A 23,334-nucleotide genomic window follows, 5' to 3' on the forward strand; every position below is an offset into this window, starting at 1 on the left:
GAAAGATAAATATTCTACGCGCTGTTGACCCGGCGCTGATGCTGCCAGAATGCCGCCAGACCTTCTCACTCATGGATGATGAACGATGGCGGACGCAGCAACTCCTCATGATGCCGTATTTAAAACCTTTCTCTCGCGCACCGAAACCGCGCGGGATTTTTTAGAAATCCATCTCCCGCCTTCGCTTATGCGCCTGTGTAACCTGGAGACGTTGCATCTGGAATCGGGCAATTTCATCGAAGACGATCTGCGCCCCTATTACAGCGATATTCTCTATTCGCTGGAGACCACGGGCGGACGTGGCTATGTCTATGTGCTTATTGAGCATCAAAGCTCGCCCGACAAGCATATGGCATTCCGGCTGATGCGCTATGCGGTGGCGGCCATGCAGCAGCACCTGGACGCCGGGCATAAAAAACTGCCTCTGGTGATCCCGATGCTTTTTTATCAGGGCCGACGCAGCCCCTATCCATGGTCTTTGAACTGGCTGGAGGGCTTTAGCGATCCCGACATCGCCCGTGAGCTGTACGGTAATGCCTTCCCGCTGGTGGACATCACCGTCATTCCTGACGACGACATTATGCAGCATCGCAGTATGGCGGCGCTGACGCTGATCCAGAAACATATTCGCCAGCGCGATATGGCGCAACTGCTGGATAAACTCGCCCATTTGCTGTTGCGGGATCACCTGAGCAGACAACAAATTACTGTGCTGGTAAAGTACATGGTGCAGGCGGGGGAAACACAGGATGTTCAGACGTTGTTATCTACGCTGGCACAGCGGGTGCCGAAACATGGAGAGAAAATGATGACGATGGCAGAAGCGTTAAAGCTAATAGGCCGCAATGAAGGCTTACAACAGGGAATTCAGCAGGGGATTCAGGAAGGCCAGCGTGCCGCCCGACTGGAGATCGCCCGCCAGATGGTGCTCAGAGGCCTCGACACGCATGCCATCCTGGAGATGACCGGCCTGTCAAAAGACGAGTTGCAACAACTCCAGCACTGAAAGCGACCCACCCGGCGAAGCCGGATGGGTAAAACTTAGCGTGAAATAATCAGGTGGATGCCGAAGCCTGCAAACAGCGCGCCCGCAACCCCGTCAATCCACTTCGCCATCCGCTGGTAGCCACGGCGCATGGACGGGAGCGCAAACAGGCTCGCCACCACCGTAAACCACGCGAAGGTTTCCAGCGCGATGAGCACGAAAATGCCCCAGCGTTCAGCCGATCCGACGTTATCACCAACGAACAGTGAGAACACGGAACCAAAATAGATAATCGCTTTTGGATTGGCCAGGTTGGTCAGCAGCCCTTTCAGGAAACTGCGCCCGCTGGTCGCCAGTTCAATCTGCGGCTCTGATGCGCTGGGTTCGTCTTTTTTCAGCGCCCCGCGCAGCATCTGGTAGCCCATCCAGCAGAGATATAACCCGCCGCCGACCATAATGATATTGTGCAGCCAGGCCATTTTTTCGAGGATCAGATGCAGGCCGAGCAGCGCCACGCCCGCCCAGACCATCACGCCTGCGGTAATACCCAGCACACCCATCATCGCTTCTTTACGGGAACGGCTCACGGCCGTCTGGGAAACAAAGAAAAAGTCCGGGCCAGGGCTCATCAGCGCCACGATATGCACCAGCGCCACGGTCAAAAATAACATCAGCATAAATAACTCGCGGGGGAATAATTCACAGGGTCACTATACTGGCACTTTTTTAGCGGCCTGACTACTCGTCATCACCATCGACATGCGAGCGGATGAGCGACATAAACTCTTTGCCGAAGCGCTCCAGTTTGCGCATCCCCACGCCGTTGACGCTGAGCATTTCACTGGCCGTAATCGGCATCTGCTCGGCCATTTCGATAAGCGTCGCATCGTTAAATACCACGTACGGCGGGATGTTTTCTTCATCGGCAATCGCTTTACGCAGCTTGCGCAGTTTGGCGAACAGCTTGCGGTCGTAATTGCCGCCAAACACCTTCGGATTGGCGCGCGCTTTGATTGCCACCACGCGCGGTACCGCCAGTTGCAGCGGCACTTCAGCGCGCAAAAACGGACGCGCCGCTTCGGTGAGCTGTAAGGCAGAGTGCTGGGCGATATTTTGCGTCACCACACCCAGATGGATGAGCTGACGGATCACGCTGACCCAGTGCTCGGTGGTGTGATCGCGCCCTTCGCCGTAGACTTTCAGTTTGTCATGACCGAAATCGCGGATGCGCTGATTGTTCGATCCGCGCAGAACTTCCACCACATAGCCCATCCCGAAGCGCTGGCCGACGCGATAGATTGCCGAGAGCGCTTTTTGCGCGTCCATCAGCCCGTCATACTGACGTGGCGGATCGAGGCAAATATCGCAGTTGCCGCACGGCTCCTGTCGCCCCTCGCCGAAATAGTTCAGCAGCACCAGACGACGGCAGGTTTGCGCTTCGGCAAATGCGCCCATCGCATTGAGCTTATGACGCTCAATGTCCTGGAGCTGTCCGGGCGGTTTTTCTTCCAGGCATTTACGCAGCCATCCCATGTCTGCCGGATCGTAAAACAGCATCGCTTCCGCAGGCAGACCGTCACGCCCGGCGCGGCCCGTCTCCTGGTAGTAAGATTCGATGTTACGCGGGATATCAAAGTGCACCACAAAGCGTACGTTTGGCTTGTTGATGCCCATGCCGAACGCCACCGTCGCCACCACAATTTGCAGGTCGTCGCGCTGGAATTTTTCCTGCACGTCGGCACGCACGGCATGTTCCAGCCCGGCATGGTAAGCACCCGCGCTGAAGCCCCGGCTTTGCAGACGCGCGGCGGTGTCTTCCACTTTCGAGCGGCTATTGCAGTAAATGATGCCGGATTTGCCTTTCTGATCGTGCACGTAGCGCAGAAGCTGATCGAGCGGCTTGAACTTCTCCATCAGCATGTAGCGGATGTTCGGGCGGTCGAAGCTGCTGATTTGAATCAGCGGATCGTTAAGGCCGAGCAGATGAACGATGTCATTACGGGTGGTGTCGTCTGCCGTGGCGGTCAGCGCCACGAACGGCACCGTCGGGAAGCGCGCGCGCAACTGGCCGAGCGCGGCATATTCCGGGCGGAAATCATGCCCCCACTGGGAAATACAGTGCGCTTCGTCAACAGCCACCAGGCGTGGGTTCCAGTGCGCGAGATGCTCAAGGAAATTGTCCAGCATCAGGCGCTCAGGGGCGATGTACAGCAGGCGGATCTGCCCGTTGCGACAGCCCGCCATGACCTCCTGCTGCTGCTCACGGCTCTGCGTGGAGTTAAGACAGGCGGCGGCCACACCGTTCGCCATCAGCTGATCCACCTGGTCTTTCATCAGTGAGATCAATGGCGAAACAACGATGGTCAGTCCATCAAGCATCAGCGCCGGAATTTGATAGCACAGGGATTTACCGCCGCCGGTTGGCATGACCACCAGGCAGTCGCGGCCTTCCAGCACAGTATTGATAATTTCCTGCTGGCCAGGGCGGAACTGGTGATAGCCAAAGGTTTCCTGCAAAACCTGTTTAGCCAGCAATTCCTGATTCATCACTTCCGCCTGCGCCACATTAACCCCATCCGCCTGAAATAAAACAGGCGCTATTTTCAGCGCCTGCGAGTAAAACTGCAATGCTTTAGAAGAGATCGTTGAGCATCACGCCGACACCAACACGCGTCTGGTTGTAGTTGTAATCGATCAGCGATTCACCGTAGCCGCTATAAACCTGAGTATAAAGACGGACATGGCGGGTAATCGGGTAGCTCAGGCCCACTTCAGCGCCGCCGTAACCGGTGTTCCAGTTGTACTGGCCTTTAGCACTGAGGATCGCCTCGCCAAGCTGATAACCCACTTTCAACTGGTAGTAACCCATATATTTGGTGATATCCGGGTTGTCATCGGTATCACCCACCACATACCAGGGTTTTACTTCCACCAGCCAGTCGCCGCTTTGCGCCATCAGACGGGTGTAAACACGGTTCCAGCTACGGGAGGTGGGATCGGAGCGGCCATTGGAGTCATGATTGAAGCCAAACTCCACATCGCGCAGCGTCCAGCCTGCCAGTTCATAATCCGTGGCAAAGCCCAGGAACAACTGAGGCTCGTAGTTCGTTTCACGGAACGGCGATGACTCGCCGCTGTTAGAGAGCTGCCACCAGGATTTCTGCGTGTAAGACGCGCCCAGCACTGAATTCGGGCCAATAATGCCGCGCCAGAACGGGAAAGCCAGACTGAGCTGGAATTTCACTTCGTCTTTACGGGAATTTTTCGCCCAGTTGTAAGTTTCAATAGCTTCTTTATTGAGGTCGCTGGTCGCCGTGTAAATGGCGTAATTTGACTCATACGGATAGAGCGTGAACGGGTTGTCATGCTCCTGTAAGAGATTCGCAATGATACTGCCCCGTACCGCTGGCGCATCGTGCACTTTTTTAACTGTCGCTTCCTGCGCGAATGCTGTGAAAGGCAGTGCTATGGCTGCCAGAAACCAACCCAGAAACGTCCGCATCGGTCTTGTTCTCCTGAACAAATAATAGAGGTGAATAAATTCCAGGCGTCCATTCTACATATTTATTAATTAACTGCGCAGTTATCGTTTCTTAAAGTGGAAATGAACAAAAGCGAAGCATAAAATCAACATCTCATTAACTAATGAACAAGGTCATTATGTCATCCGTTCTTACAGCCGATGCCGCATTGCAGCTGGTCGGTGAGATTTTTGTTTATCACATGCCGTTTAACCGCGCGCTGGGGCTGGAGCTTGAGCGCTACGAAAAAGAGTATGCCCAGCTTAGCTTTAACAACCAGCCGATGATGGTCGGCAACTGGGCACAAAGTATTTTGCACGGCGGCGTGATCGCCTCATCGCTGGACGTCGCCGCAGGACTGGTGTGCGTCGGCAGCACCCTGACCCGCCATGACACCATCACTGAAGAAGAGCTTCGCCAGCGCCTGTCGCGCATGGGCACCATCGATTTACGCGTTGATTATCTGCGTCCCGGTCGGGGAAACCGCTTCACCGCCAGCAGCACTTTACTGCGCGCCGGGAATAAAGTGGCCGTTGCCCGCGTCGAGTTACACAACGAGGACCAACTGCATATCGCCACTGCCACCGCGACGTATATGGTAGGTTGAGCGCGCAATATCGGGTAAAGTACATTTACTTTTTAGTAACAGGTTCTGGATGTACCAATGGATGCAAAGCAAACGCGGCATGGAGTATTGCTCGCCCTCGCCGCTTATTTTATCTGGGGGATCGCGCCCGCCTATTTCAAACTGATCGACTATGTTCCCGCCAATGAAATTCTGACTCACCGTATAATCTGGTCGTTCTTTTTCATGGTGGCACTGATTAGCGTCAGCCGTCAGTGGTCACAATTAAAAAAGCTGCTCAGTACACCAAAGAAGATTTTCCTGCTCGCCCTGTCGGCGGTGTTAATCGGCGGGAACTGGATGCTGTTTATCTGGGCGGTGAATAATCACCACATGCTCGAAGCGAGCCTCGGCTACTTTATCAACCCGCTGGTCAATATTCTGTTGGGGATGATTTTCCTCGGCGAGCGCTTCCGCCGGATGCAATGGCTGGCGGTGATCCTCGCGGGCTGCGGCGTGCTGGTCCAGCTATGGACGTTTGGTTCGCTGCCGGTTATCGCCCTGGCGCTGGCCTTTAGCTTCGCCTTCTACGGGTTGATTCGTAAGAAAATCGCCGTTGATGCACAAACCGGCATGCTGATTGAAACGCTGTGGCTGCTCCCGGTCGCCGCCATCTGGCTGTTTGGCCTTGCCGATACCGCCACCAGTCACCTGGGGCAAAATCCATGGTCGCTTAATCTGTTGCTGATGGCGGCAGGCGTGGTAACCACAATCCCATTGCTGTGCTTTACCGGTGCGGCAACGCGTTTACGCCTCTCCACGCTGGGCTTTTTCCAGTACATCGGACCGACGTTGATGTTCCTGCTGGCAGTGGTCTTTTATGGCGAAGTGCCGGGCGCGGACAAAATGGTAACCTTTGCGTTTATCTGGGTGGCGCTGGCGGTTTTTGTGATGGATGCGATTTATACGCAGCGCAGGACGCTCAGGGGGTTGTGAGTTTCCCCCTCACCCCGGCCCTCTCCCCATGGGAGAGGGAGAAAAGCGGGTCCGTGCTCGGGCTGTTCCCTCCTCCTCAGGGAGAGGGAGAAAGGCGAGTCCGTGCTCGGGCTGTTCCCTCTCCCTCAGGGAGAGGGTTAGGGTGAGGGTGGTTTTACATCAAAGCCAGTTACGACGCTTAAAGTACAAATACGGTGCCAGACCGGCGAGCATCATCAGGATAATCGCGCCAGGATACCCAAAGCTCCATTTCAACTCCGGCATAAACTCAAAGTTCATCCCGTAGCTTGAGGCTACCAGCGTCGGCGGCAGGAACACGACGGATACCACCGAGAAGATTTTGATAATCCGGTTCTGTTCGATATTGATAAAGCCCATCGCCGCCTGCATCAGGAAGTTCACCTTCTGAAACAGCGATTCGTTGTGCGGCAGCAGGGATTCGATATCGCGCAGGATCTCACGCGCCTGTTCAAGCTGACCGCCCGGTAAACGCGCTTTGCGTACCAGAAAGTTCAGCGCGCGCTGGGTATCCATCAGACACAAACGCACTTTCCAGCCCACGTCTTCCAGCTCCGCCAGCGTTGAGAGCGCTTCGTCGTATTCGTCGCCCTGATGCCCTTCCATGATCACGCGGCTCAGCTTTTCCAGATCGCTGTAAATGTTTTCGATTTCGTCCGCAAGCTGTTCGATTTTGGTTTCGAACAGATCCAGCAGCAGTTCATAGGCGTTGCCGTCAATCATCGCCTGGCTGCGGGCGCGCATACGGTAAAGACGGAAAGCGGGTAATTCGCGCTCGCGCAGGGTGAACAGGCGGCCATCACGGATGGTAAACGCCACGGTGGAGTTACCGGCGTGATCTTCCGCATCCTCGAAAAAGAAGAAGGAGTGGATATGCAGGCCGTCTTCATCTTCAAAGAAACGCGCGGAGGCTTCGATATCTTCCAGTTCCGGGCGCGTGGCCAGGCTTTGACCCAGTTCTGACTGTACGCGGTGTCGCTCATCGTCATCCGGCTCGACCAGATCCACCCATACGGCGTCAATAAGGGGTTGTGACTCTTCTGCTTCCAGACGAGACAGGCGATTATTTTCCAGTTGAAATGCGCTCAGCATGACCGGGACTCCCAATGCAAAAATTATCGGACAGTTCGGTGGGCACACAGAAACAAATTGGGTTTCAGACCATTAAACAGCCTGACTCAGAGCGACGGGAAAAAGAGGTCGCTGACAACCACTAAGGCCATCAGCACAAGAGGATAGCCTTAGGAGTTGTTCCTGGATGACAGGGAATTGAGCCAGTATCTACTGGGTGTGTCCAAGGCGAATGTCCTCTTAGCGTAATCGTGCGCGCATGTTACGCCAGCAAAAAAATGGCGTCAACACGCAACGGAACGCTGAAGAACATTAATTAACCTTACCGGTATAAGGCTAGCAGAGTATTACAAAATAATGATATTTTTCTGAAAGTTACACAGTTTCCAGCTTCGCATAGGCGGCCACCAGCCATTTGATCCCCTGCCCCGCAAAGGCAACCTGTAAGCGACTGTGCTCGCCGCTGCCTTCCAGATTGACGATAGTACCCTCGCCAAATTTGGCATGGCGCACCCGCTGGCCGAGCTTATAACCGGAGTCATTCTGCGTAATTGGCGTACCCAGTTGCTTGTGGCTGACCGGGCGACTGATGCTGGCGCGCAGACGCACTTCTTCCACGCAGTTTTCTGGCAGTTCGCCAATGAAGCGGGACGGACGGTGATACACCTCTTTACCGTACAGGCGGCGGGTTTCGGCATAGGTCAGCGTCAGTTTCTGCATCGCGCGCGTAACGCCCACGTAGGCCAGGCGGCGCTCTTCTTCCAGACGCCCGCCCTCATCCAGCGACATCTGACTTGGGAACATGCCTTCTTCCATGCCCACAATAAACACCTGCGGGAACTCCAGACCCTTCGCGGAGTGCAGCGTCATCAGTTGCACCGCATCCTGCCAGGTGTCGGCCTGCCCTTCGCCCGCTTCCAGCGCCGCGTGGGACAAAAACGCCTGCAACGGCATCAGATCTTCTTCTTCGTCGTTGTAACTGAACTGGCGCGTTGCGGTGACCAGTTCCTCTAAGTTCTCAATACGCGCCTGGCCCTTCTCGCCTTTTTCCTGCTCGTACATGATGAACAGGCCGGAATCTTTGATCACCCGGTCAGCCTGCACGTGCAGCGGCATGTCGGAGGTTTCCTGCGCCAGAGCGTCAATAAGCTCCATAAAACGTTGCAGCGCGCTGGCGGCACGTCCGGCGAGCGCTTTTTCCTGCAAGAGTTCACGGCACGCCTGCCATAGCGTGAGCTGGCGATCGCGTGACGCCTGACGCACCACGTCGAGGGTACGGTCGCCAATGCCGCGCGTCGGCGTGTTCACCACGCGCTCAAAAGCGGCATCATCGTTGCGGTTGGCAATCAGGCGCAAATAGGAGAGTGCGTCTTTGATTTCCTGACGTTCGAAGAAGCGCATCCCGCCATAAATGCGGTACGGCATGCTGACCTGCAACAGCGCTTCTTCCAGCACGCGCGACTGGGCGTTGCTGCGGTACAAAATGGCGCACTGCTCAAGCGCACCGCCATTGTCCTGCCAGGTTTTGATGCGGTTCACCACGAAGCGGGCTTCGTCGAGTTCGTTGAACGCGCAATAGAGTGAAATGGGTTCGCCGTCGGTACCGTCGGTCCACAGTTTTTTACCCAGGCGGCCATTGTTGTTTTCAATCAGGGCGTTGGCCGCGCTCAGGATATTGCTGGTCGAGCGGTAGTTCTGCTCAAGGCGAATGGTGTCGGCACCAGGGAAATCGTTCAGGAAGCGTTGAATGTTTTCCACCTGCGCGCCGCGCCAGCCGTAGATCGACTGGTCATCGTCACCGACGATCATCACTTTGCCGCTGTCACCCGCCAGCAGGCGGATCCACGCGTACTGAATGTTGTTGGTATCCTGGAATTCGTCCACCAGGATATTGGTAAAGCGTTCACGGTAGTGGTTAAGAATGTGCGGCTTGTTGAGCCACAGCTCGTGCGCGCGCAGCAGCAGTTCGGCGAAATCCACCAGTCCGGCGCGATCGCAGGCTTCCTGATAGGCCTGATAGACCTTCTGCCAGGTCTGTTCCACCGGGTTGCCAAAACTTTGAATGTGATGCGGTCGAATGCCTTCGTCTTTCTGACCGTTGATGTACCACATCGCCTGACGCGGCGGCCACTGCTTCTCATCGAGATTCATGGCTTTAATCAGGCGGCGTAACAGACGGAGCTGATCTTCGCTATCGAGGATCTGGAAATCCTGCGGCAGATTAGCGTCCATGTGGTGCGCACGCAGCAGGCGGTGCGCCAGTCCGTGAAACGTGCCCACCCACATCCCGCCCTGACTGGTGCCCATCAACTGGCCGATACGGTGACGCATCTCCGCCGCCGCTTTGTTGGTAAAGGTCACCGCCATGATGGAGTACGGCGAGCAATTCTCTACCGTCAGTAGCCAGGCGATGCGATGCACCAGCACGCGTGTCTTACCACTGCCCGCTCCGGCCAGCACCAGCATATTGCTGCGCGTGGCGGCGACGGCGTCACGCTGTTTGTCATTAAGGCTGTCGAGCAGGTAAGAAACGTCCATTGGCACCGCCGGATAAAGATCGAAGAGTGTAACGCCCGGCAAGCGGGCTTACAGGAACACTGTTAATTTATACAGATTAGCTGGTGATTATATCAGCGAGGTCAGAGATGCCAACTGCGAAATTTCAATGTGCGGTAATAAACGGCTGTCGCGCGTGGTCATCAGATCCGCCCCGTCCGGTTTGATCCAGCAGGCCTGCATACCGCTGCGGATTGCGCCCGCGACATCGGTGGTGAGGTCATCGCCCACGTGGAGGATCTCGCCTAACGGCAGATTGAGTTTTTCCGCCGCCAGATGATACATGTCGCTGAACGGCTTTGAGCGTCCGTCCGGGCCTGCACGCAGCACGAATTTAAAATAATCGCCGAGGCCAAACAACTCCGGCTGGGCATTGCCATTGGTGATCGCCACCAGCGGCCATTTTTCGGCCAGTTTGACCAGCGCGTCGTGCGTGGTCTGCGGCACGTCGATACGACTACGCCACTCGGCAAAATGCGCCATCGCCGCATTCGCGCCCGATGCCGCCTCTTCCGCGCTTAACCCCGCGTTGAGCATCGCCTGCTCGACGGCGCGATGCCGCCAGACCGTCACATCGTGGTAGATGTCCGGCTCCGTTTCACGCAGAGCCTGGCGCAATTGCTGAAGGTCGCTGTTTTGCAGCGCGTTCAGCGCCGGATGGTAATTTTGCACGAAGGTCAGTGATTCCTGCTCGGTGCGCAGAATCACCTGACGGTTATCATACAGCGTGTCGTCGAGATCGAACGTCAGGGCTGAGATGTGGCCCAATGGGCGGTAAAAACGCATTATTTCCCCCGTTTGGCGCGTGGGTGCGCCGCATCGTACACTGAGGCAAGATGTTGAAAATCAAGATGAGTATAGATCTGGGTTGTCGACAGATTGGCGTGGCCGAGCAGTTCCTGAACGCCGCGCAAATCCCCGCTGGATTCCAGCATATGGGTGGCGAATGAATGGCGCAGTTTATGCGGGTGAACGTGGCTGTTGAGCCCCTGCTTAATGCCCCATTCAGCAAAGCGTTTCTGCACGTTGCGCGCGGAGATACGCTTGCCGAGTTTGGATAGAAACAGGGCGTCGTCGTCCGTGCCAAATAAACCGCGTAAATCCAGCCAGTGCTCAATCCACACCACTGCGTTACGGCCAACTGGCAAACGGCGCTCTTTGCTGCCTTTGCCCATCACCCACACTTCGCCGGATTCTAAATCCAGATGTTTGATATCCAGATTCACCAGCTCCGATAAACGCAGGCCCGCGCCGTACATCACTTCCAGCATCGCGCGATCGCGCACCGCCAGCGGATCGTTAAGATCGATATCCAGCAGGCGGTTGACGTCATCAACTTCGATGTTTTTTGGCAGATGGCGCGGCGCTTTCGGCGCGGAGATGCCTTTTGCCGGATTCGCCGCAAGCTCGCCCTGCGAAACCAGCCAGTCGAAAAAGCTGCGCAACGCGGAGAGACGCAGGGCCAGGCTTGCCGCACCGAGACCCTGGCGACGGCTGCGCACGGCGAACGTGCGCACCATTGCCGCATCGCACTGCGACCAGTTCTTGAGACCTGATTCACCGGCAATCACCATAATGGCGTCGAGCTGGCGCTGATAATTAAGCAGGGTTATCGGGCTGAGCTGGCGCTCAACGCCGAGGTAGCGCAGGAAACGGTCGGCGGACTCACGCAGTGCGGCGTCGCTCATACGCGCTCAATCCAGCGCTCCAGCAACTCCGGCATCATCAGCGCGATCTCCTGGAGCAGATGGGTGCCCTGATCCTGCTGATAGTGATGCACGTCGCGGCTGCTAAACAGGATCACACCCAGGTCACCGTCGCGGCCCATCATTGACATCGCCACGGACCCCACCGCCTTCGCCTCTGGCAGGACAACCAGCAGTTCCGGACCGTTGAGCGGGCCAAGATAGTGGTTTTCCTGGCCGAGGCGCTGGATGCGCAACGGTTCGAACGCCTGGCGACTCAGCGCCAGATGGGTGAAGCCAGAAGGTGCGCCAATGCGCCAGCGATCGGGGAATAAACGGATGCTCGCGCCCGCCAGCCCCATCTCCCGCGCCCAGCGGTTAAAGCGCGTGAGCAGATCGTCAAGACTGGTTGCCAGCGCCAGGCGGCTCTGCAAGCGCAGCAAACGATAGAACAACGCTTCGTTACTGCTGGCCTGTTCCATCAACAGCGTCATGTTCTCTTCGAGCACATTGATGTGATGGCGCGCGCGTACCATGTGCCACTCGACCAGCGACACGGCACCCTGCACCGGATGGGGCACCTGCATCTGTTCGACTGAACGGGCATTACGGATAAAAAACCCAGGATTACGCAGCAGATACTCCACCACTTCACGATCGGTGAGCGTGGCAGGAGCCTCCTGCTGTTCTTCCTCAATTTGCTTCATAGATGAATAAATCCGTCATAGACGTGTGTTGCCGGGCCAGTCATATATAACGGAGAACCCGGTCCCTTCCAGGCGATATCAAGGCGACCGCCAGGTAAATCCACGCGAACCTCTTCCGCCAGCAATCCCTGTTGGATACCGACTGCGACCGCTGCACAAGCGCCGCTGCCGCAGGCCTGCGTTTCACCCGCGCCGCGTTCAAAGACGCGCAGGCGGATCTGTTCACGTTTGAGTACTTGCATAAAACCGATGTTGGCCCGCTCCGGGAAGCGCTCATGGCTTTCCATCACCGGACCCAGCGTTTCTACGGGCGCGGTATCCACATCATCAACCTGAATGACGCAGTGTGGATTGCCCATGGAAACGACGCCGCAGAGAATAGTTTGTTCAGCGGCGCGCATAATATAAGTCTTTTCTGCTTTGTTGGCGCGGAACGGCACGGCACCGGGTTCAAAGTTTGGCTCGCCCATATTGACCCGCACCAGCTCGTCTTCCGTTACGCTTAATACCATACGTCCGTTGGCCGTACTGACGCGAATGTCGCGTTTATTGGTCAAACCTTTCAGACGCACAAAACGGGCAAAACAGCGCGCACCGTTGCCACACTGCGACACTTCGCTGCCGTCAGCGTTGAAAATGCGGTAATGAAAGTCGAGATCGGGATCGTAAGGCGGTTCGACGATCAACAGTTGATCGAATCCCACGCCCAGATGCCGGTCTGCCAGGCGGCGGATCAGCTCTGGCGAGAAAAAGACGTTCTGCGTTACCGCGTCGACGACCATAAAATCGTTGCCAAGGCCATGCATTTTAGAGAACTGCATCATCTACTCCATTTACGCGGATACAGAACGTGAGTCTTAATAATTCACTTGCGTCGGGCCATTGTCGATGCCGCGATCGTTACGTTCAGGCGACAGGTCCTGCTCGAGACTTTCAACTTTTTTCGTCGGCGGCGGTGCAGATTTGTCGGCTGGCGGGAAGTAGAGAGGTCCTTTCAGACCGCAGCCCGCAAGGCTGAATAATGCCGTTAAAACACAAAGCGCGCGGAACACATTCTTCATTATGGTTTGCCTGTAAGTTCATGCTTTCTGTTTTCTATCATCGCAGGAGAAGGCACAAAAGCAAGAGTTAGCGCACTTCCTGCATTGGGATTTGTTTCGCGTTATACTCGCGGCATCACGAAAAAAAGGAAAAAAAATGAACGACTCAGAATTTCATCGCCTTGCCGATAACCTGTGGCAAACCATTGAAGAGCGCCTGGATGACCATGACGGCGACAGCGATATCGACTGCGAAATCAACGGCGGCGTACTGACGCTCACCTTTGAAAACGGCAGCAAAATCATCGTCAATCGCCAGGAGCCGCTGCATCAGGTCTGGCTGGCGACCAAACAGGGCGGCTACCATTTCGATCTGAAAGATGAGGAATGGATTTGCGATCGCAGCGGTGAAAACTTCTGGGATGTGCTGGAAAACGCGGCCACGCAGCAAGCGGGCGAAAACGTCAGTTTTCGTTGATCATAAGCCCGGCGATGTGCGAACCGGGCCTATGAAAAATATTGCTGCAACAGCGGCGTGTCGTCGTCCTGATTCGCCGGGACGATAGGGCTGATGGTCTGATTACGGAACGGGATCACCTGGGCACGCCCGTCCGTTTTCACAATCTGGTAGAACTGCGGCAGGTTGAAGTTGATAAAACTTGAGCCGTAGGTAAAGCGGTCATGCGAAGAGGAGTAGAAGCGGCTGACGTCGCGCACCAGTTCCTCGGTGCTGCCTTCGCAATGGTGGTAAACCTCTGCGCGGTTGCTCTCATCCAGGATGTAAATATTAAAGCCCTGATCTTCGCCCGACTCTTCAAAGAAGAACTGAATAATCCCTTCGCTGGCAAAACCGTCGACGACCGGCGGCAGTTTGACGTGATTGGTTTCAACCTGCACCGACAGGCCATGCAGCTTGTTATGGGAAATCGCGCCATAAAACTCAATGGCATTTTCCAGTTTCTGTACCGAGACGTTAAGACGCTCGAAGAACAGCCCCCAGGTTTGCCCGGCCACGCGTAGCGCTTTGAAACGCCCGGTTTCCTGACGGGTACTGGAAAGGCGTAACTCAATACATTCAGAAACAAGCTGCTGCACGCGCGTGCGGATAAGACCACGTAAGTGCTGGCTGTAGCAGAAGACTTCTACGCTGTCCGGCGGCGCGGCATCCTGATGCATTTTTCCAAGGATGGTTTTCAGCGCTTCGATCATCGCCTGCTCGCCGTTGAAATGCAGGGTACGCACTTCATTCCACGAGTTGCGGTAAAGCAGATCGACGCTGCCAATCAGGCAATTTTGCTGCTCGCCAAAGCTAAAGACGTCCAGCTTGCGGAAATCAAAATGTACTACCTGATTGCGAAATGCCGCCGTCGGGTCGTATTCAAGGTTGACGATAATCGCCAGATGGCGAATTTCACACGGGCTGTAGAGCGCTTTTGGCGACGGTGCTGGCAGGCGCAGCGGGAAGTGGTGCGAAACGTCCGCGACCATCTCCTGAAGTTTAGCCAGATCGACAATGCCGTTGCCCTTAATAAACAGGCGAGTGCGGGAGGTCAGCAGGCCATTAAACCAGGCCCATGCCACCAGCTTATTAAGGTAACGGTTATATTCCAGCGGTTGATGGCTGATGATCGCGTCCATGTTTGGCGCGCGGTTGTAAAGATACCAGCCCGCACGATTTGCCCGGCCCGGCGGCACATGGATAAACGTCAGATTCGGCTCTGAAAGATCGGGCGAAATCTGCGGGTTCACCAGCGTCACTTTACCCGGCAGCGCTTCAAACGCGGCGTACAGTTTACGCGTCAGCACGCCAATATCCTGCGGGCTGGCGGAAACGCTAAGATTATTGCGGCGGGCAAAGCGGATCAGGTTGCGATAGCTTTGCATCATCGCATCCAGCAGTTCGTTATGCGCCTCGCGCACCTGGCCAATCTTCCAGTTAGCGCGGTTATCGAGCATGGCAAGACGTTCATCGTCCCAGCCCCACTCTTTTACCAGGGAACTCACCACTTCACGACGCCAGCCCACGCAGGCGCGCTCGCGGCTCAGCTTTTCGCAGACTTTTAAATAGAAGCAGCGGCGCACAAGATCGAGGCGGGTAAAATCTTCGATGGCGGTCAGGTATGCGGTGACGCGCTCAAGCATCATGCAGTAGTGATCGAGGCCAAACGAGACGATTTCGCCATCATGCAGGCGCTGTTTGATGTCTTTTGCCAGCAGGCGGGTGTTTGGATATTCCCAGGAATAGGCTTCCAGCAGCAGCGTTTTCAGCACTGCTTTATAAGGGGAATCAATGCTTTTATAGAGCTGCCACAGGCTCGCGCCGAAGTACTCTTCCGCAGAGAGGGAGCTTAAGCCGCCCAAATCCAGCCACTCGTTAGGGGTCAGCACACCCTGCGCGTAGAGCGACATCACGTAATCGTCGTAATGGGCTTCTTCGTCGCCCGGCACCATATTCCACAGAATACGCTTCCCGGCGAGACGCACTGCCGTGCGATAGAATTCGTCGAGTAATAAAATGTGCTGGGTGGAACCGCAGTCTTCACCGCCCAGGCTGCCGCTTTCATTATGGCGGAAACGGTTTTCGTCGATCAGGAAGAAGCTGACTTCAACGCCAAGGGAGGCGGCCCAGCTTTCAAGCAGGCTACATTTGCGCTGCAAAAGCTGGCGCTCTTCATTATCAAGCCAGGACTGGTGGCAGACCCAGATGTCCAGATCGGAAGAACAGCTTTGCCCGACCGATGAGGTACTACCCATGGAGTAAACGCCGGTAATCGGCAGTTCACCCTGCGGTGAGTCCTGCGGCGGCAAACCGCGGTTCATTTCCAGTTCGTTGAGGTAATGGCGTTGTGTTTCATCAGGCGTGTAGAGGCAGATGCCTCGTGGAACGTTACCATCAAGGTAACCCGGCATCAGCGGATGGTGATAATGCAACAATGTCGGCAGCAGACTGTAAACCTGCTGGAAAGCAGGGCCCATAGCAGCCAGTGCGCGATCGACACGCAGTTGGTTTATGGCATCCAGTCTCTGTTTCAGAGTCTCAATATAGAGGTACAAGACGTATCGCCTGAGTTTAAACCTTCCCGGTTGGATAGCAGGTGCGCTGGCCTTCCTGTCACCGAACTGTTCAGATTTCAGTATTTCAAAAAAACCCGTCGCCTTTTTTTCGCCCTTGTATTTTTGGTAGTACAGCCGAAAAAATGGTCTAAAACGTGATCAATTTAACACCTTGCCGATTGACCGTAAAGAAAGATGCACTACTTACAAGTGTAGCATCGTTCGTAACGTGTAAATTCCCGAATACGGTCTTGTCCCTCTTTTCCGCAACCGTCCTTGAAACCTGACACTCTATGACAACAATGTTAGGATGGTCAACGGACGATAACGACGGTAACAAGCATGTTAGACAATGTTTTAAGAATTGCCACACGCCAAAGCCCCCTCGCGCTCTGGCAGGCACATTATGTGAAGCAGCGCCTGCTGGCGTGCCATCCCGGTCTGACCGTGGAACTGGTACCCATGGTGACGCGCGGCGATGTGATCCTCGATACGCCGCTGGCAAAAGTGGGCGGGAAAGGGTTATTCGTCAAAGAGCTTGAGCTGGCACTGATCGAAAACCGTGCTGACCTGGCCGTCCATTCAATGAAAGATGTCCCGGTCGACTTTCCGAAAGGTTTAGGCCTGGTCACCATCTGTGAGCGCGAAGATCCGCGCGACGCATTCGTCTCCAATCACTATGACAGCCTTGACGCGCTACCGGCAGGCAGCGTGGTCGGCACATCAAGTTTACGCCGCCAGTGTCAGCTTGCGGCACGCCGCCCGGATCTGGTGATCCGCTCCTTGCGCGGCAACGTCGGCACACGCCTGGGCAAACTTGATAACGGTGATTATGACGCCATTATTCTGGCCGTTGCAGGCCTGAAACGCCTCGATCTTGAAGCGCGTATTCGCATGGCGCTGCCGCCCGAACTGTCGCTGCCTGCCGTTGGCCAGGGCGCGGTGGGGATTGAATGCCGCCTTGATGACGAACGCACCCTGGCACTGTTAGCACCGCTAAATCACGCTGACACCGCACTGCGGGTGAAAGCCGAGCGTGCGATGAATACCCGTCTGGAAGGTGGCTGCCAGGTGCCGATTGGCAGTTATGCTGAACTGATCGACGGTGAAATCTGGCTACGGGCGCTGGTTGGCGCACCGGATGGCTCGGTGATGGTGCGTGGCGAGCGTCGCGGCCCACCGGCTCAAGCGGAACAACTGGGGATTTCGCTGGCGGAAGAACTTCTGGCGAACGGCGCGCGTGAGATCCTCACCGAGGTTTATAACGGAGAAGCGCCCGCATGAGTATCCTGGTCACCCGCCCGTCGCCCTCCGGGGAAGAGTTAGTGAGCCGTTTGCGCGCACAGGGTCTGGTGGCCTGGAGCTTTCCGCTCATCGAATTTACTCCAGGCCTTGAGCTGGCAACGCTGCCTGCGCAGCTTTCCGCTCTGACAGAAAACGATCTGGTTTTTGTTCTTTCACAACACGCGGTCACCTTTGCCAACGCACATTTACAGCAGCAGGGTTATCGCTGGCCCACTATTCCGCACTATTTTGCTATTGGAAGAACCACCGCGCTGGCGTTACATACCGTCAGTGGTCTTCACGTGCGCTATCCTCTGGATCGGGAAATTAGCGAAGTGTTGCTACAATTACCTGAATTACAAAATATTGCGGGAAAACGCGCGCTCATTTTGCGCGGCAACGGCGGGCGTGAGCTATTAGGTGAAACGCTCGCAGCACGCGGTGCCGACGTGACTTTTGTAGAATGTTATCAACGTAGTGAAAAATTTTACGACGGGGCGGAAGAAGCGATGCGCTGGCACACTCGCGGCGTGACAACGATTGTTGCCACCAGCGGCGAGATGATCCAGCAGCTTTTCTCGCTGATCCCCGCCTGGTATCGTGAAAACTGGTTACTTCGCTGCCGCCTGGTCGTGGTCAGCGAACGTCTGGCGCACCTCGCCCGGGATCTGGGCTGGCAAGACATTTTGGTCGCAGACAACGCGGACAACGATGCGCTTCTGCGCGCATTACAATAACTCTCATAATGGGAAGCCATAATGACGGAACAAGAAAACAACCCTGCCGTGGTTGAAGAAACCAGGGAGGCCGTGGACACCCGGCCACAGCCAGAGAAAACTGAGAAAAACAGTCGCGCCGTAAAAGCCAGCCTTGCGCTCAGCGCTATTGCCATCGCCATTGCGCTCGCCGCGGGCGTCGGGCTTTACGGTTGGGTAAAACAACAGACTTCCACGCAATCGGCTACCAGCGACGCGCTGGTAAATCAGGTTACCGCCCTGCAAAAAGCGCAGGAAACGCAAAAATCCCAGTACGACGAGCAAATTAAACAGCAGGCAGCACTGCTTGATGAGTCGCAGCGCCAGCAGGCCGCACTGACTAAACAGCTCGACGAAATGCAGCAAAAAGTGGCGATGATCTCCGGTACCGACGCTAAAACCTGGCTGCTGGCGCAGGCAGATTTCCTGGTCAAACTGGCCGGGCGCAAGCTGTGGAGCGATCAGGATGTCACCACCGCTGCAGCGCTGCTGAAAAGCGCCGATGCCAGCCTCGCCGACATGAACGATCCAAGTCTGATTAACGCTCGCCAGGCGATTACCACTGATATTGCCGCGCTGTCCGGCGTGGCGCAGGTCGATTACGACGGCATTATTCTCAAGGTGAATCAGCTCTCGAACCAGATCGATAACCTGCGCCTTGATGACAATAACGACGATGATTCCCCGATGGACTCTGACAGCAGCGAGCTCTCCAGTTCCATCAGCGAGTGGCGCGTTAACCTGCAAAAAAGCTGGCAGAACTTTATGGACAGCTTTATTACCGTTCGCCGTCGTGATGAAACTGCCGTTCCGCTGCTTGCGCCGAATCAGGACATCTATCTGCGTGAGAATATCCGCTCGCGTCTGCTGGTCGCCGCGCAGGCAGTGCCGCGCCATCAGGAAGAGACCTACAAACAGGCGCTGGATAACGTTTCCAGTTGGGTGCGCGCGTACTATGACACTGACGATGCCAATACCAAAGCCTTCCTCGAGGATTTGGATAAGCTCAGCCAGCAAAGCATCATCATGAACGTGCCCGAAACCCTGCAAAGCCAGCCGCTGCTGGAAAAACTGATGCAGACCCGCGTGCGCAATCTGCTGGCACAGCCTGCCGCCACACCTGAGCAGGCCGCGCAAAATGACGCGCCAGCCGCTGCGCCGCAGGGAGAATAATCATGTTGAAAGTCTTACTACTCTTTGCATTGCTGTTAGCCGGGATCGTTCTGGGACCGATGGTTGCCGGGCATCAGGGCTATGTGCTGATTCAGACCGACAACTATAACGTCGAAACCAGCGTCACCGGGCTGGTCATCATCCTGATTCTGGCGATGGTCGTGCTGTTCGTACTCGAATGGATTTTGCGCCGTATTATGCGTACCGGCGCACATACCCGTGGCTGGTTCGCCGGACGCAAGCGCCGTCGTGCACGTAAGCAAACTGAGCAGGCGCTGCTCAAACTTGCTGAAGGCGATTATCAGCAGGTTGAAAAGCTGATGTCGAAAAACGCCGATCACGCTGAACAGCCGGTCGTGAACTATTTACTGGCCGCCGAAGCCGCGCAGCAGCGTGGCGATGAAGCGCGGGCCAATCAGCATCTGGAACGCGCATCGGATCTGGCAGATAACGATCAGATCCCGGTCGAGATCACCCGCGTACGTTTACAACTGGCGCGTAATGAAAATCATGCGGCGCGTCACGGCGTGGATAAACTGCTTGAAATCACACCGCGTCACCCGGAAGTGCTGCGTCTGGCTGAACAGGCCTATATCCGCACCGGCGCATGGAGTTCGCTGCTGGACGCTATTCCGTCAATGGCCAAAGCGGGCGTGGGTGATGAAGAACACCGCGATGCACTTGCACAACTGGCATGGATTGGGTTGATGGATCAGGCGCGGGCAGATCAGGGCAGCGATGGCCTGAAAGCCTGGTGGAAAAACCAGAGCCGTAAAACACGTCATCACGTGGCATTGCAGGTGGCGATGGCAGAGCATCTTATTGAGTGCGACGATCACGATACCGCTCAGCAAATTCTGCTCGAGGGCCTGAAGCGCCAGTATGATGACCGGCTGGTCATGGTTATTCCTCGTCTGAAGACCAATAACCCGGAACAAGTTGAGAAAGCGCTGCGTCAGCATATTAAAACGCAGGGCGACCGCCCGATTCTGTGGAGCACGCTCGGTCAGTCGCTGGTTAAGCACGGCGAGTGGAAAGAGGCCAGCCTGGCCTTCCGCGCGGCGTTAAAACAGCGCCCGGATGCGTTTGATTACGCCTGGCTTGCCGATACGCTGGATCGTTTGCATCAGCCAGAAGAAGCGGCAGCGATGCGCCGTGACGGGCTGTTGCTGACTCTGCAAAATAACCCTTCGCAGTAAATTCCCCTCACCCTAACCCTCTCCCATTGGGAGAGGGGACAAATGATACGCAGACTCTCGCTCTTCCCCCTCTCCCTCAGGGAGAGGGCCGGGGTGAGGGTATAAAAAAATGCCCGTTCTGAAACCAGAACGGGCATTAACAGGTCTGTTTGACAACAAATTGGTGCTTCACTCAACGTTGTGTCCATGGTGTTTGATGAGGCGTAAGCGACATCTCTCTGTGGACGATAAGCACCATTAAACGGCTCTGCGTCATTCCTGAGTTTATGAAGCCCTGAGGCGAGCATAAGAGATGGAATGAGCATCTACACGTATAGTATTGCACATGTCGTGCCAAAATTTCATCCCCATATCTAATAGTCCGGATTCATTTAGGATTTGTCGCGATCCGTCACAGTGGCGCGCTAAAAAGTCGCAGAAATGTGATTTCAAACGTGAATATTGTCGCTAATGAGAGACAGAATTCACCCTTCTTAAAAAAAGATAATGAAAACAGGTAATTATATGTCTCTTATTTACGACAGCAGAATTAGGGGTTGTCCTGAAAAGGCTACAGGACGGGAAACTGAATCGCAGAAAACAAAAAACCCCGCCGAAGCGGGGTTCAAAATTGGTCGGCGAGAGAGGATTCGAACCTCCGACCCACTGGTCCCAAACCAGTTGCGCTACCAAGCTGCGCTACTCGCCGAAATACTGCTTTTTGACTTTTAGTTCAATCTACGTTGTGGTGCGAGGGGGGGGACTCGAACCCCCACATCCTAAGGACACTAACACCTGAAGCTAGCGCGTCTACCAATTCCGCCACCTTCGCATTCCACGATACTCTTTGTAACTAATGGGGTGGCTAATGGGACTCGAACCCACGACAACTGGAATCACAATCCAGGGCTCTACCAACTGAGCTATAGCCACCACTGATATTCTTTCACGCGGCCCTGCGAAACTTCACAGACCACCGCAGCTCCAGCACCGGGTTAATGGTGCGCCCGACAGGATTCGAACCTGAGACCTCTGCCTCCGGAGGGCAGCGCTCTATCCAGCTGAGCTACGGGCGCTTAGCGCCGTTGCGGGGGTGGATAGTACGGACTTCGGGCGCACCTGTCTAGTGCTTTTTCAAAAGAAAATGAATAAAATGCGCGTTTGGTTATGCTTTGCGCATTTTGATGTTTATTCACCCACCTTGTGCGTCGCTACGTGGCGATTCAGGCGTAAAACTTTATAAGCCAGCGTAACAAGGGCAAGGAACAGAATGCCTACAAACAGCGACATACGCGTATCCTCGTTAAAGCCCATCCCAATCAGCACACAAATCAGGAACCCCATCGTAGCGTAGTTTGCCCACGGGAAAAGCACCGAGCGGAACGGATGGCTGGCAATAGCGGCTTTATGCGCCTGACGGAAGCGCAACTGGCTAATCAGGATCACAAACCACGGCACCATGCCCGGCAATACGCTGGCACTATAGACGTAAACAAATACGCGCTGCGGATTAGGGATGATGTAGTTCAGGCACGAACCTATCAGCAGAATCACAATTGAAAGCGCCACGCCCGCCACCGGTACACCGTGACGGGAGACTTTCGCCATCACCGCCGGTAGCTGGCGGTTTTTCGCCAGCGCGTAAAGCATACGTCCGCAGCTATACATGCCGCTGTTACAGCCGGAGAGCGCCGCCGTCAGCACCACAAAGTTAATAATCCCCGCCGCAGCAGTAATGCCGATTTTGGCGAAGGTCAGGACAAACGGGCTGCCGTTGGTACCAATCTCATTCCACGGGAAGATGGTGACGATAACGAAAATCGCGCCCACGTAGAAAATCAGGATACGCCACAGCACTTTACCCACCGCGCTACGCAGCGTGACCTGCGGGTTTTTCGCTTCACCGGCGGTGATGCCGATCAGCTCCACGCCCTGATAGGATGCCACCACGATACACAGCGCGGTCAAAAAGCCTTTCCAGCCGCCCGCAAAGAAGCCGCCATGCTCAGTGAGGTTGCCAAAGCCGATCGACTGCCCATCGTTGCCAAAGCCAAAGAAAATCACCCCGAGGCCCACCACGATCATCACAATGATGGTGGTGACTTTGATCATCGCAAACCAGAACTCAATCTCACCGTACAAACGCACGGCGGCGAGGTTTGCCAGCGCCACCAGCCCGACGGCAATCAGCGCGGGTATCCACTGCGCCATTTCCGGGAACCAGAACTGAACGTAGACGCCGATGGCGGTGATCTCCGAGATGCCCACCGCCATCCACATAAACCAGTATGACCAGGCGGTGAGATAGCCGAAGAACGGACTCATGTAGCGGTGCGCATAGACTGCGAACGAACCGGCTACTGGCTCCAGAAAGAGCATTTCGCCCATTGAGCGCATGATGAAGAAAACAAAAATCCCGGCAATGATGTAGGCCAATAAGACCGACGGGCCGGCCCATTTCAGGGTGCTTGCCGCGCCCATAAACAGGCCCACGCCAATCGTGCCGCCCAGGGCGATCAGTTCAATGTGACGAGCTTCCAGCCCACGCTGTAGCTCAGGTTTGTTGTCTGCCATAAATCCTCTGTTGTGTCTGCTACTGTTCCCGCCTTGCGGGTTATCGTTATCGGTTTCAAAACATGCTACGCAGCACCAGCCATTAAAATGGCTGGCGTAAAAAACACCACGGCACTGCGTTGAGTGAGCGAATGGTTTCTTAATTTCGCTGAAATGGCAAACGATGGTTAAT

21 protein-coding genes and 4 tRNA genes are annotated in these 23,334 nt (G+C 55.5%); 8 read left to right on the top strand and 17 right to left on the bottom strand.

The genetic code is table 11. The annotated features are described in order from the left end of the window. Nucleotides 1-85 precede the first annotated feature (85 nt). Nucleotides 86-1,006 carry an Rpn family recombination-promoting nuclease/putative transposase gene (locus tag BM373_RS19845; RefSeq protein WP_090465489.1) on the top strand — a complete coding sequence of 307 codons (921 nt, stop codon included), beginning with the start codon at nucleotides 86-88 and terminating at the stop codon, nucleotides 1,004-1,006. A 35-nt stretch (nucleotides 1,007-1,041) separates the two neighbouring features. Here BM373_RS19845 and rhtC read toward each other — a convergent pair whose 3' ends face one another. The 3 genes from rhtC to pldA form a co-directional block, all read right to left on the bottom strand. Beyond that, on the bottom strand, nucleotides 1,042-1,662 hold the full coding sequence (gene rhtC, locus BM373_RS19850) for a threonine export protein RhtC (protein ID WP_090465491.1): 621 nt from the start codon (nucleotides 1,660-1,662) through the stop codon (nucleotides 1,042-1,044). 61 nt (nucleotides 1,663-1,723) lie between these two features. Next, the gene (gene recQ, locus BM373_RS19855) at nucleotides 1,724-3,550 is read right to left on the bottom strand and encodes an ATP-dependent DNA helicase RecQ (protein ID WP_090465618.1); all 1,827 of its coding nucleotides are present in this window, start codon (nucleotides 3,548-3,550) and stop codon (nucleotides 1,724-1,726) included. A gap of 67 nt (nucleotides 3,551-3,617) precedes the next feature. Next, the gene (gene pldA / locus BM373_RS19860) at nucleotides 3,618-4,487 is read right to left on the bottom strand and encodes a phospholipase A (protein WP_090465494.1); all 870 of its coding nucleotides are present in this window, start codon (nucleotides 4,485-4,487) and stop codon (nucleotides 3,618-3,620) included. Nucleotides 4,488-4,645: 158 nt separating this feature from the next. Here pldA and yigI point away from each other — a divergent pair, with 158 nt between their 5' ends. Together yigI and rarD are read left to right on the top strand one after the other, a co-directional pair. After that, complete coding sequence (gene yigI, locus BM373_RS19865) at nucleotides 4,646-5,113, top strand: acyl-CoA thioesterase YigI (RefSeq protein WP_090465495.1); 468 nt, start codon at nucleotides 4,646-4,648, stop codon at nucleotides 5,111-5,113. Between the two features lie 57 nt (nucleotides 5,114-5,170). Beyond that, nucleotides 5,171-6,067 carry an EamA family transporter RarD gene (gene rarD / locus BM373_RS19870; protein WP_090465499.1) on the top strand — a complete coding sequence of 299 codons (897 nt, stop codon included), beginning with the start codon at nucleotides 5,171-5,173 and terminating at the stop codon, nucleotides 6,065-6,067. Nucleotides 6,068-6,226: 159 nt separating this feature from the next. Here rarD and corA read toward each other — a convergent pair whose 3' ends face one another. The 8 genes from corA to BM373_RS19905 all read right to left on the bottom strand — a co-directional run bounded on the left by corA (nucleotide 6,227) and on the right by BM373_RS19905 (nucleotide 13,165). Further along, nucleotides 6,227-7,177, bottom strand: a complete 951-nt coding sequence (gene corA / locus BM373_RS19875) for a magnesium/cobalt transporter CorA (protein WP_090465502.1) — start codon at nucleotides 7,175-7,177, stop codon at nucleotides 6,227-6,229. Nucleotides 7,178-7,326: 149 nt separating this feature from the next. Then, nucleotides 7,327-7,383: a YsgD/CorL family protein gene (gene ysgD / locus BM373_RS21760; protein ID WP_212743980.1), complete on the bottom strand. Its 57-nt coding sequence runs from the start codon at nucleotides 7,381-7,383 to the stop codon at nucleotides 7,327-7,329. Between the two features lie 148 nt (nucleotides 7,384-7,531). Continuing rightward, entirely contained in the window at nucleotides 7,532-9,694 is a 2,163-nt protein-coding gene (gene uvrD, locus BM373_RS19880; RefSeq protein ID WP_090465505.1) for a DNA helicase II, read from the bottom strand. An 87-nt stretch (nucleotides 9,695-9,781) separates the two neighbouring features. After that, nucleotides 9,782-10,498 (bottom strand): 5-amino-6-(5-phospho-D-ribitylamino)uracil phosphatase YigB, encoded by a 717-nt coding sequence (yigB, locus tag BM373_RS19885; protein ID WP_090465508.1) that lies wholly within the window; start codon nucleotides 10,496-10,498, stop codon nucleotides 9,782-9,784. Then, nucleotides 10,498-11,400: a tyrosine recombinase XerC gene (gene xerC / locus BM373_RS19890; RefSeq protein WP_090465511.1), complete on the bottom strand. Its 903-nt coding sequence runs from the start codon at nucleotides 11,398-11,400 to the stop codon at nucleotides 10,498-10,500. The genes yigB and xerC overlap by 1 nt, the downstream gene beginning before the upstream one ends. Continuing rightward, complete coding sequence (locus BM373_RS19895) at nucleotides 11,397-12,104, bottom strand: DUF484 domain-containing protein (RefSeq protein WP_090465514.1); 708 nt, start codon at nucleotides 12,102-12,104, stop codon at nucleotides 11,397-11,399. Before BM373_RS19895 ends, xerC begins: the two co-directional genes overlap by 4 nt. Beyond that, nucleotides 12,101-12,925: a diaminopimelate epimerase gene (gene dapF / locus BM373_RS19900; protein WP_090465516.1), complete on the bottom strand. Its 825-nt coding sequence runs from the start codon at nucleotides 12,923-12,925 to the stop codon at nucleotides 12,101-12,103. The genes BM373_RS19895 and dapF overlap by 4 nt, the downstream gene beginning before the upstream one ends. Nucleotides 12,926-12,961: 36 nt before the next feature. Then, complete coding sequence (locus BM373_RS19905; protein WP_090465519.1) at nucleotides 12,962-13,165, bottom strand: LPS translocon maturation chaperone LptM; 204 nt, start codon at nucleotides 13,163-13,165, stop codon at nucleotides 12,962-12,964. A gap of 136 nt (nucleotides 13,166-13,301) precedes the next feature. On the opposite strand from BM373_RS19905, the gene cyaY reads away from it, so the two are divergent. Next, nucleotides 13,302-13,622: an iron donor protein CyaY gene (gene cyaY, locus BM373_RS19910; protein ID WP_090465522.1), complete on the top strand. Its 321-nt coding sequence runs from the start codon at nucleotides 13,302-13,304 to the stop codon at nucleotides 13,620-13,622. A 29-nt stretch (nucleotides 13,623-13,651) separates the two neighbouring features. On the opposite strand, the gene cyaA is transcribed toward cyaY, so the two are convergent. Then, nucleotides 13,652-16,198, bottom strand: coding sequence for a class I adenylate cyclase (gene cyaA, locus BM373_RS19915; RefSeq protein WP_090465524.1), 2,547 nt, complete (start codon nucleotides 16,196-16,198; stop codon nucleotides 13,652-13,654). Between the two features lie 342 nt (nucleotides 16,199-16,540). On the opposite strand from cyaA, the gene hemC reads away from it, so the two are divergent. The 4 genes from hemC to hemY are packed head-to-tail and all read left to right on the top strand — an operon-like array spanning nucleotide 16,541 to nucleotide 20,609. Beyond that, nucleotides 16,541-17,482: a hydroxymethylbilane synthase gene (gene hemC / locus BM373_RS19920; RefSeq protein ID WP_090465527.1), complete on the top strand. Its 942-nt coding sequence runs from the start codon at nucleotides 16,541-16,543 to the stop codon at nucleotides 17,480-17,482. Continuing rightward, nucleotides 17,479-18,219: a uroporphyrinogen-III synthase gene (hemD, locus tag BM373_RS19925; RefSeq protein ID WP_090465529.1), complete on the top strand. Its 741-nt coding sequence runs from the start codon at nucleotides 17,479-17,481 to the stop codon at nucleotides 18,217-18,219. The genes hemC and hemD overlap by 4 nt, the downstream gene beginning before the upstream one ends. 21 nt (nucleotides 18,220-18,240) lie before the next feature. Further along, entirely contained in the window at nucleotides 18,241-19,410 is a 1,170-nt protein-coding gene (hemX, locus tag BM373_RS19930) for a uroporphyrinogen-III C-methyltransferase (RefSeq protein ID WP_090465533.1), read from the top strand. A 2-nt stretch (nucleotides 19,411-19,412) separates the two neighbouring features. Then, the gene (gene hemY / locus BM373_RS19935; protein WP_090465536.1) at nucleotides 19,413-20,609 is read left to right on the top strand and encodes a protoheme IX biogenesis protein HemY; all 1,197 of its coding nucleotides are present in this window, start codon (nucleotides 19,413-19,415) and stop codon (nucleotides 20,607-20,609) included. A gap of 611 nt (nucleotides 20,610-21,220) precedes the next feature. On the opposite strand, the gene BM373_RS19940 is transcribed toward hemY, so the two are convergent. The 5 genes from BM373_RS19940 to BM373_RS19960 form a co-directional block, all read right to left on the bottom strand. Continuing rightward, nucleotides 21,221-21,297, bottom strand: a tRNA-Pro gene (locus tag BM373_RS19940). Between the two features lie 37 nt (nucleotides 21,298-21,334). Next, nucleotides 21,335-21,420 (bottom strand) — tRNA-Leu (locus BM373_RS19945). 25 nt (nucleotides 21,421-21,445) lie between these two features. Next, a tRNA-His gene (locus tag BM373_RS19950) sits at nucleotides 21,446-21,521 on the bottom strand. A gap of 66 nt (nucleotides 21,522-21,587) precedes the next feature. Further along, nucleotides 21,588-21,664 (bottom strand) — tRNA-Arg (locus tag BM373_RS19955). Between the two features lie 112 nt (nucleotides 21,665-21,776). Beyond that, nucleotides 21,777-23,162: a bifunctional threonine/serine APC transporter ThrP gene (locus tag BM373_RS19960; protein WP_090465538.1), complete on the bottom strand. Its 1,386-nt coding sequence runs from the start codon at nucleotides 23,160-23,162 to the stop codon at nucleotides 21,777-21,779. Between the last annotated feature and the right edge of the window lie 172 nt (nucleotides 23,163-23,334).

The sequence above is a fragment of the Enterobacter sp. kpr-6 genome (assembly GCF_900116015.1).
GTDB lineage: Bacteria > Pseudomonadota > Gammaproteobacteria > Enterobacterales > Enterobacteriaceae > Enterobacter_D.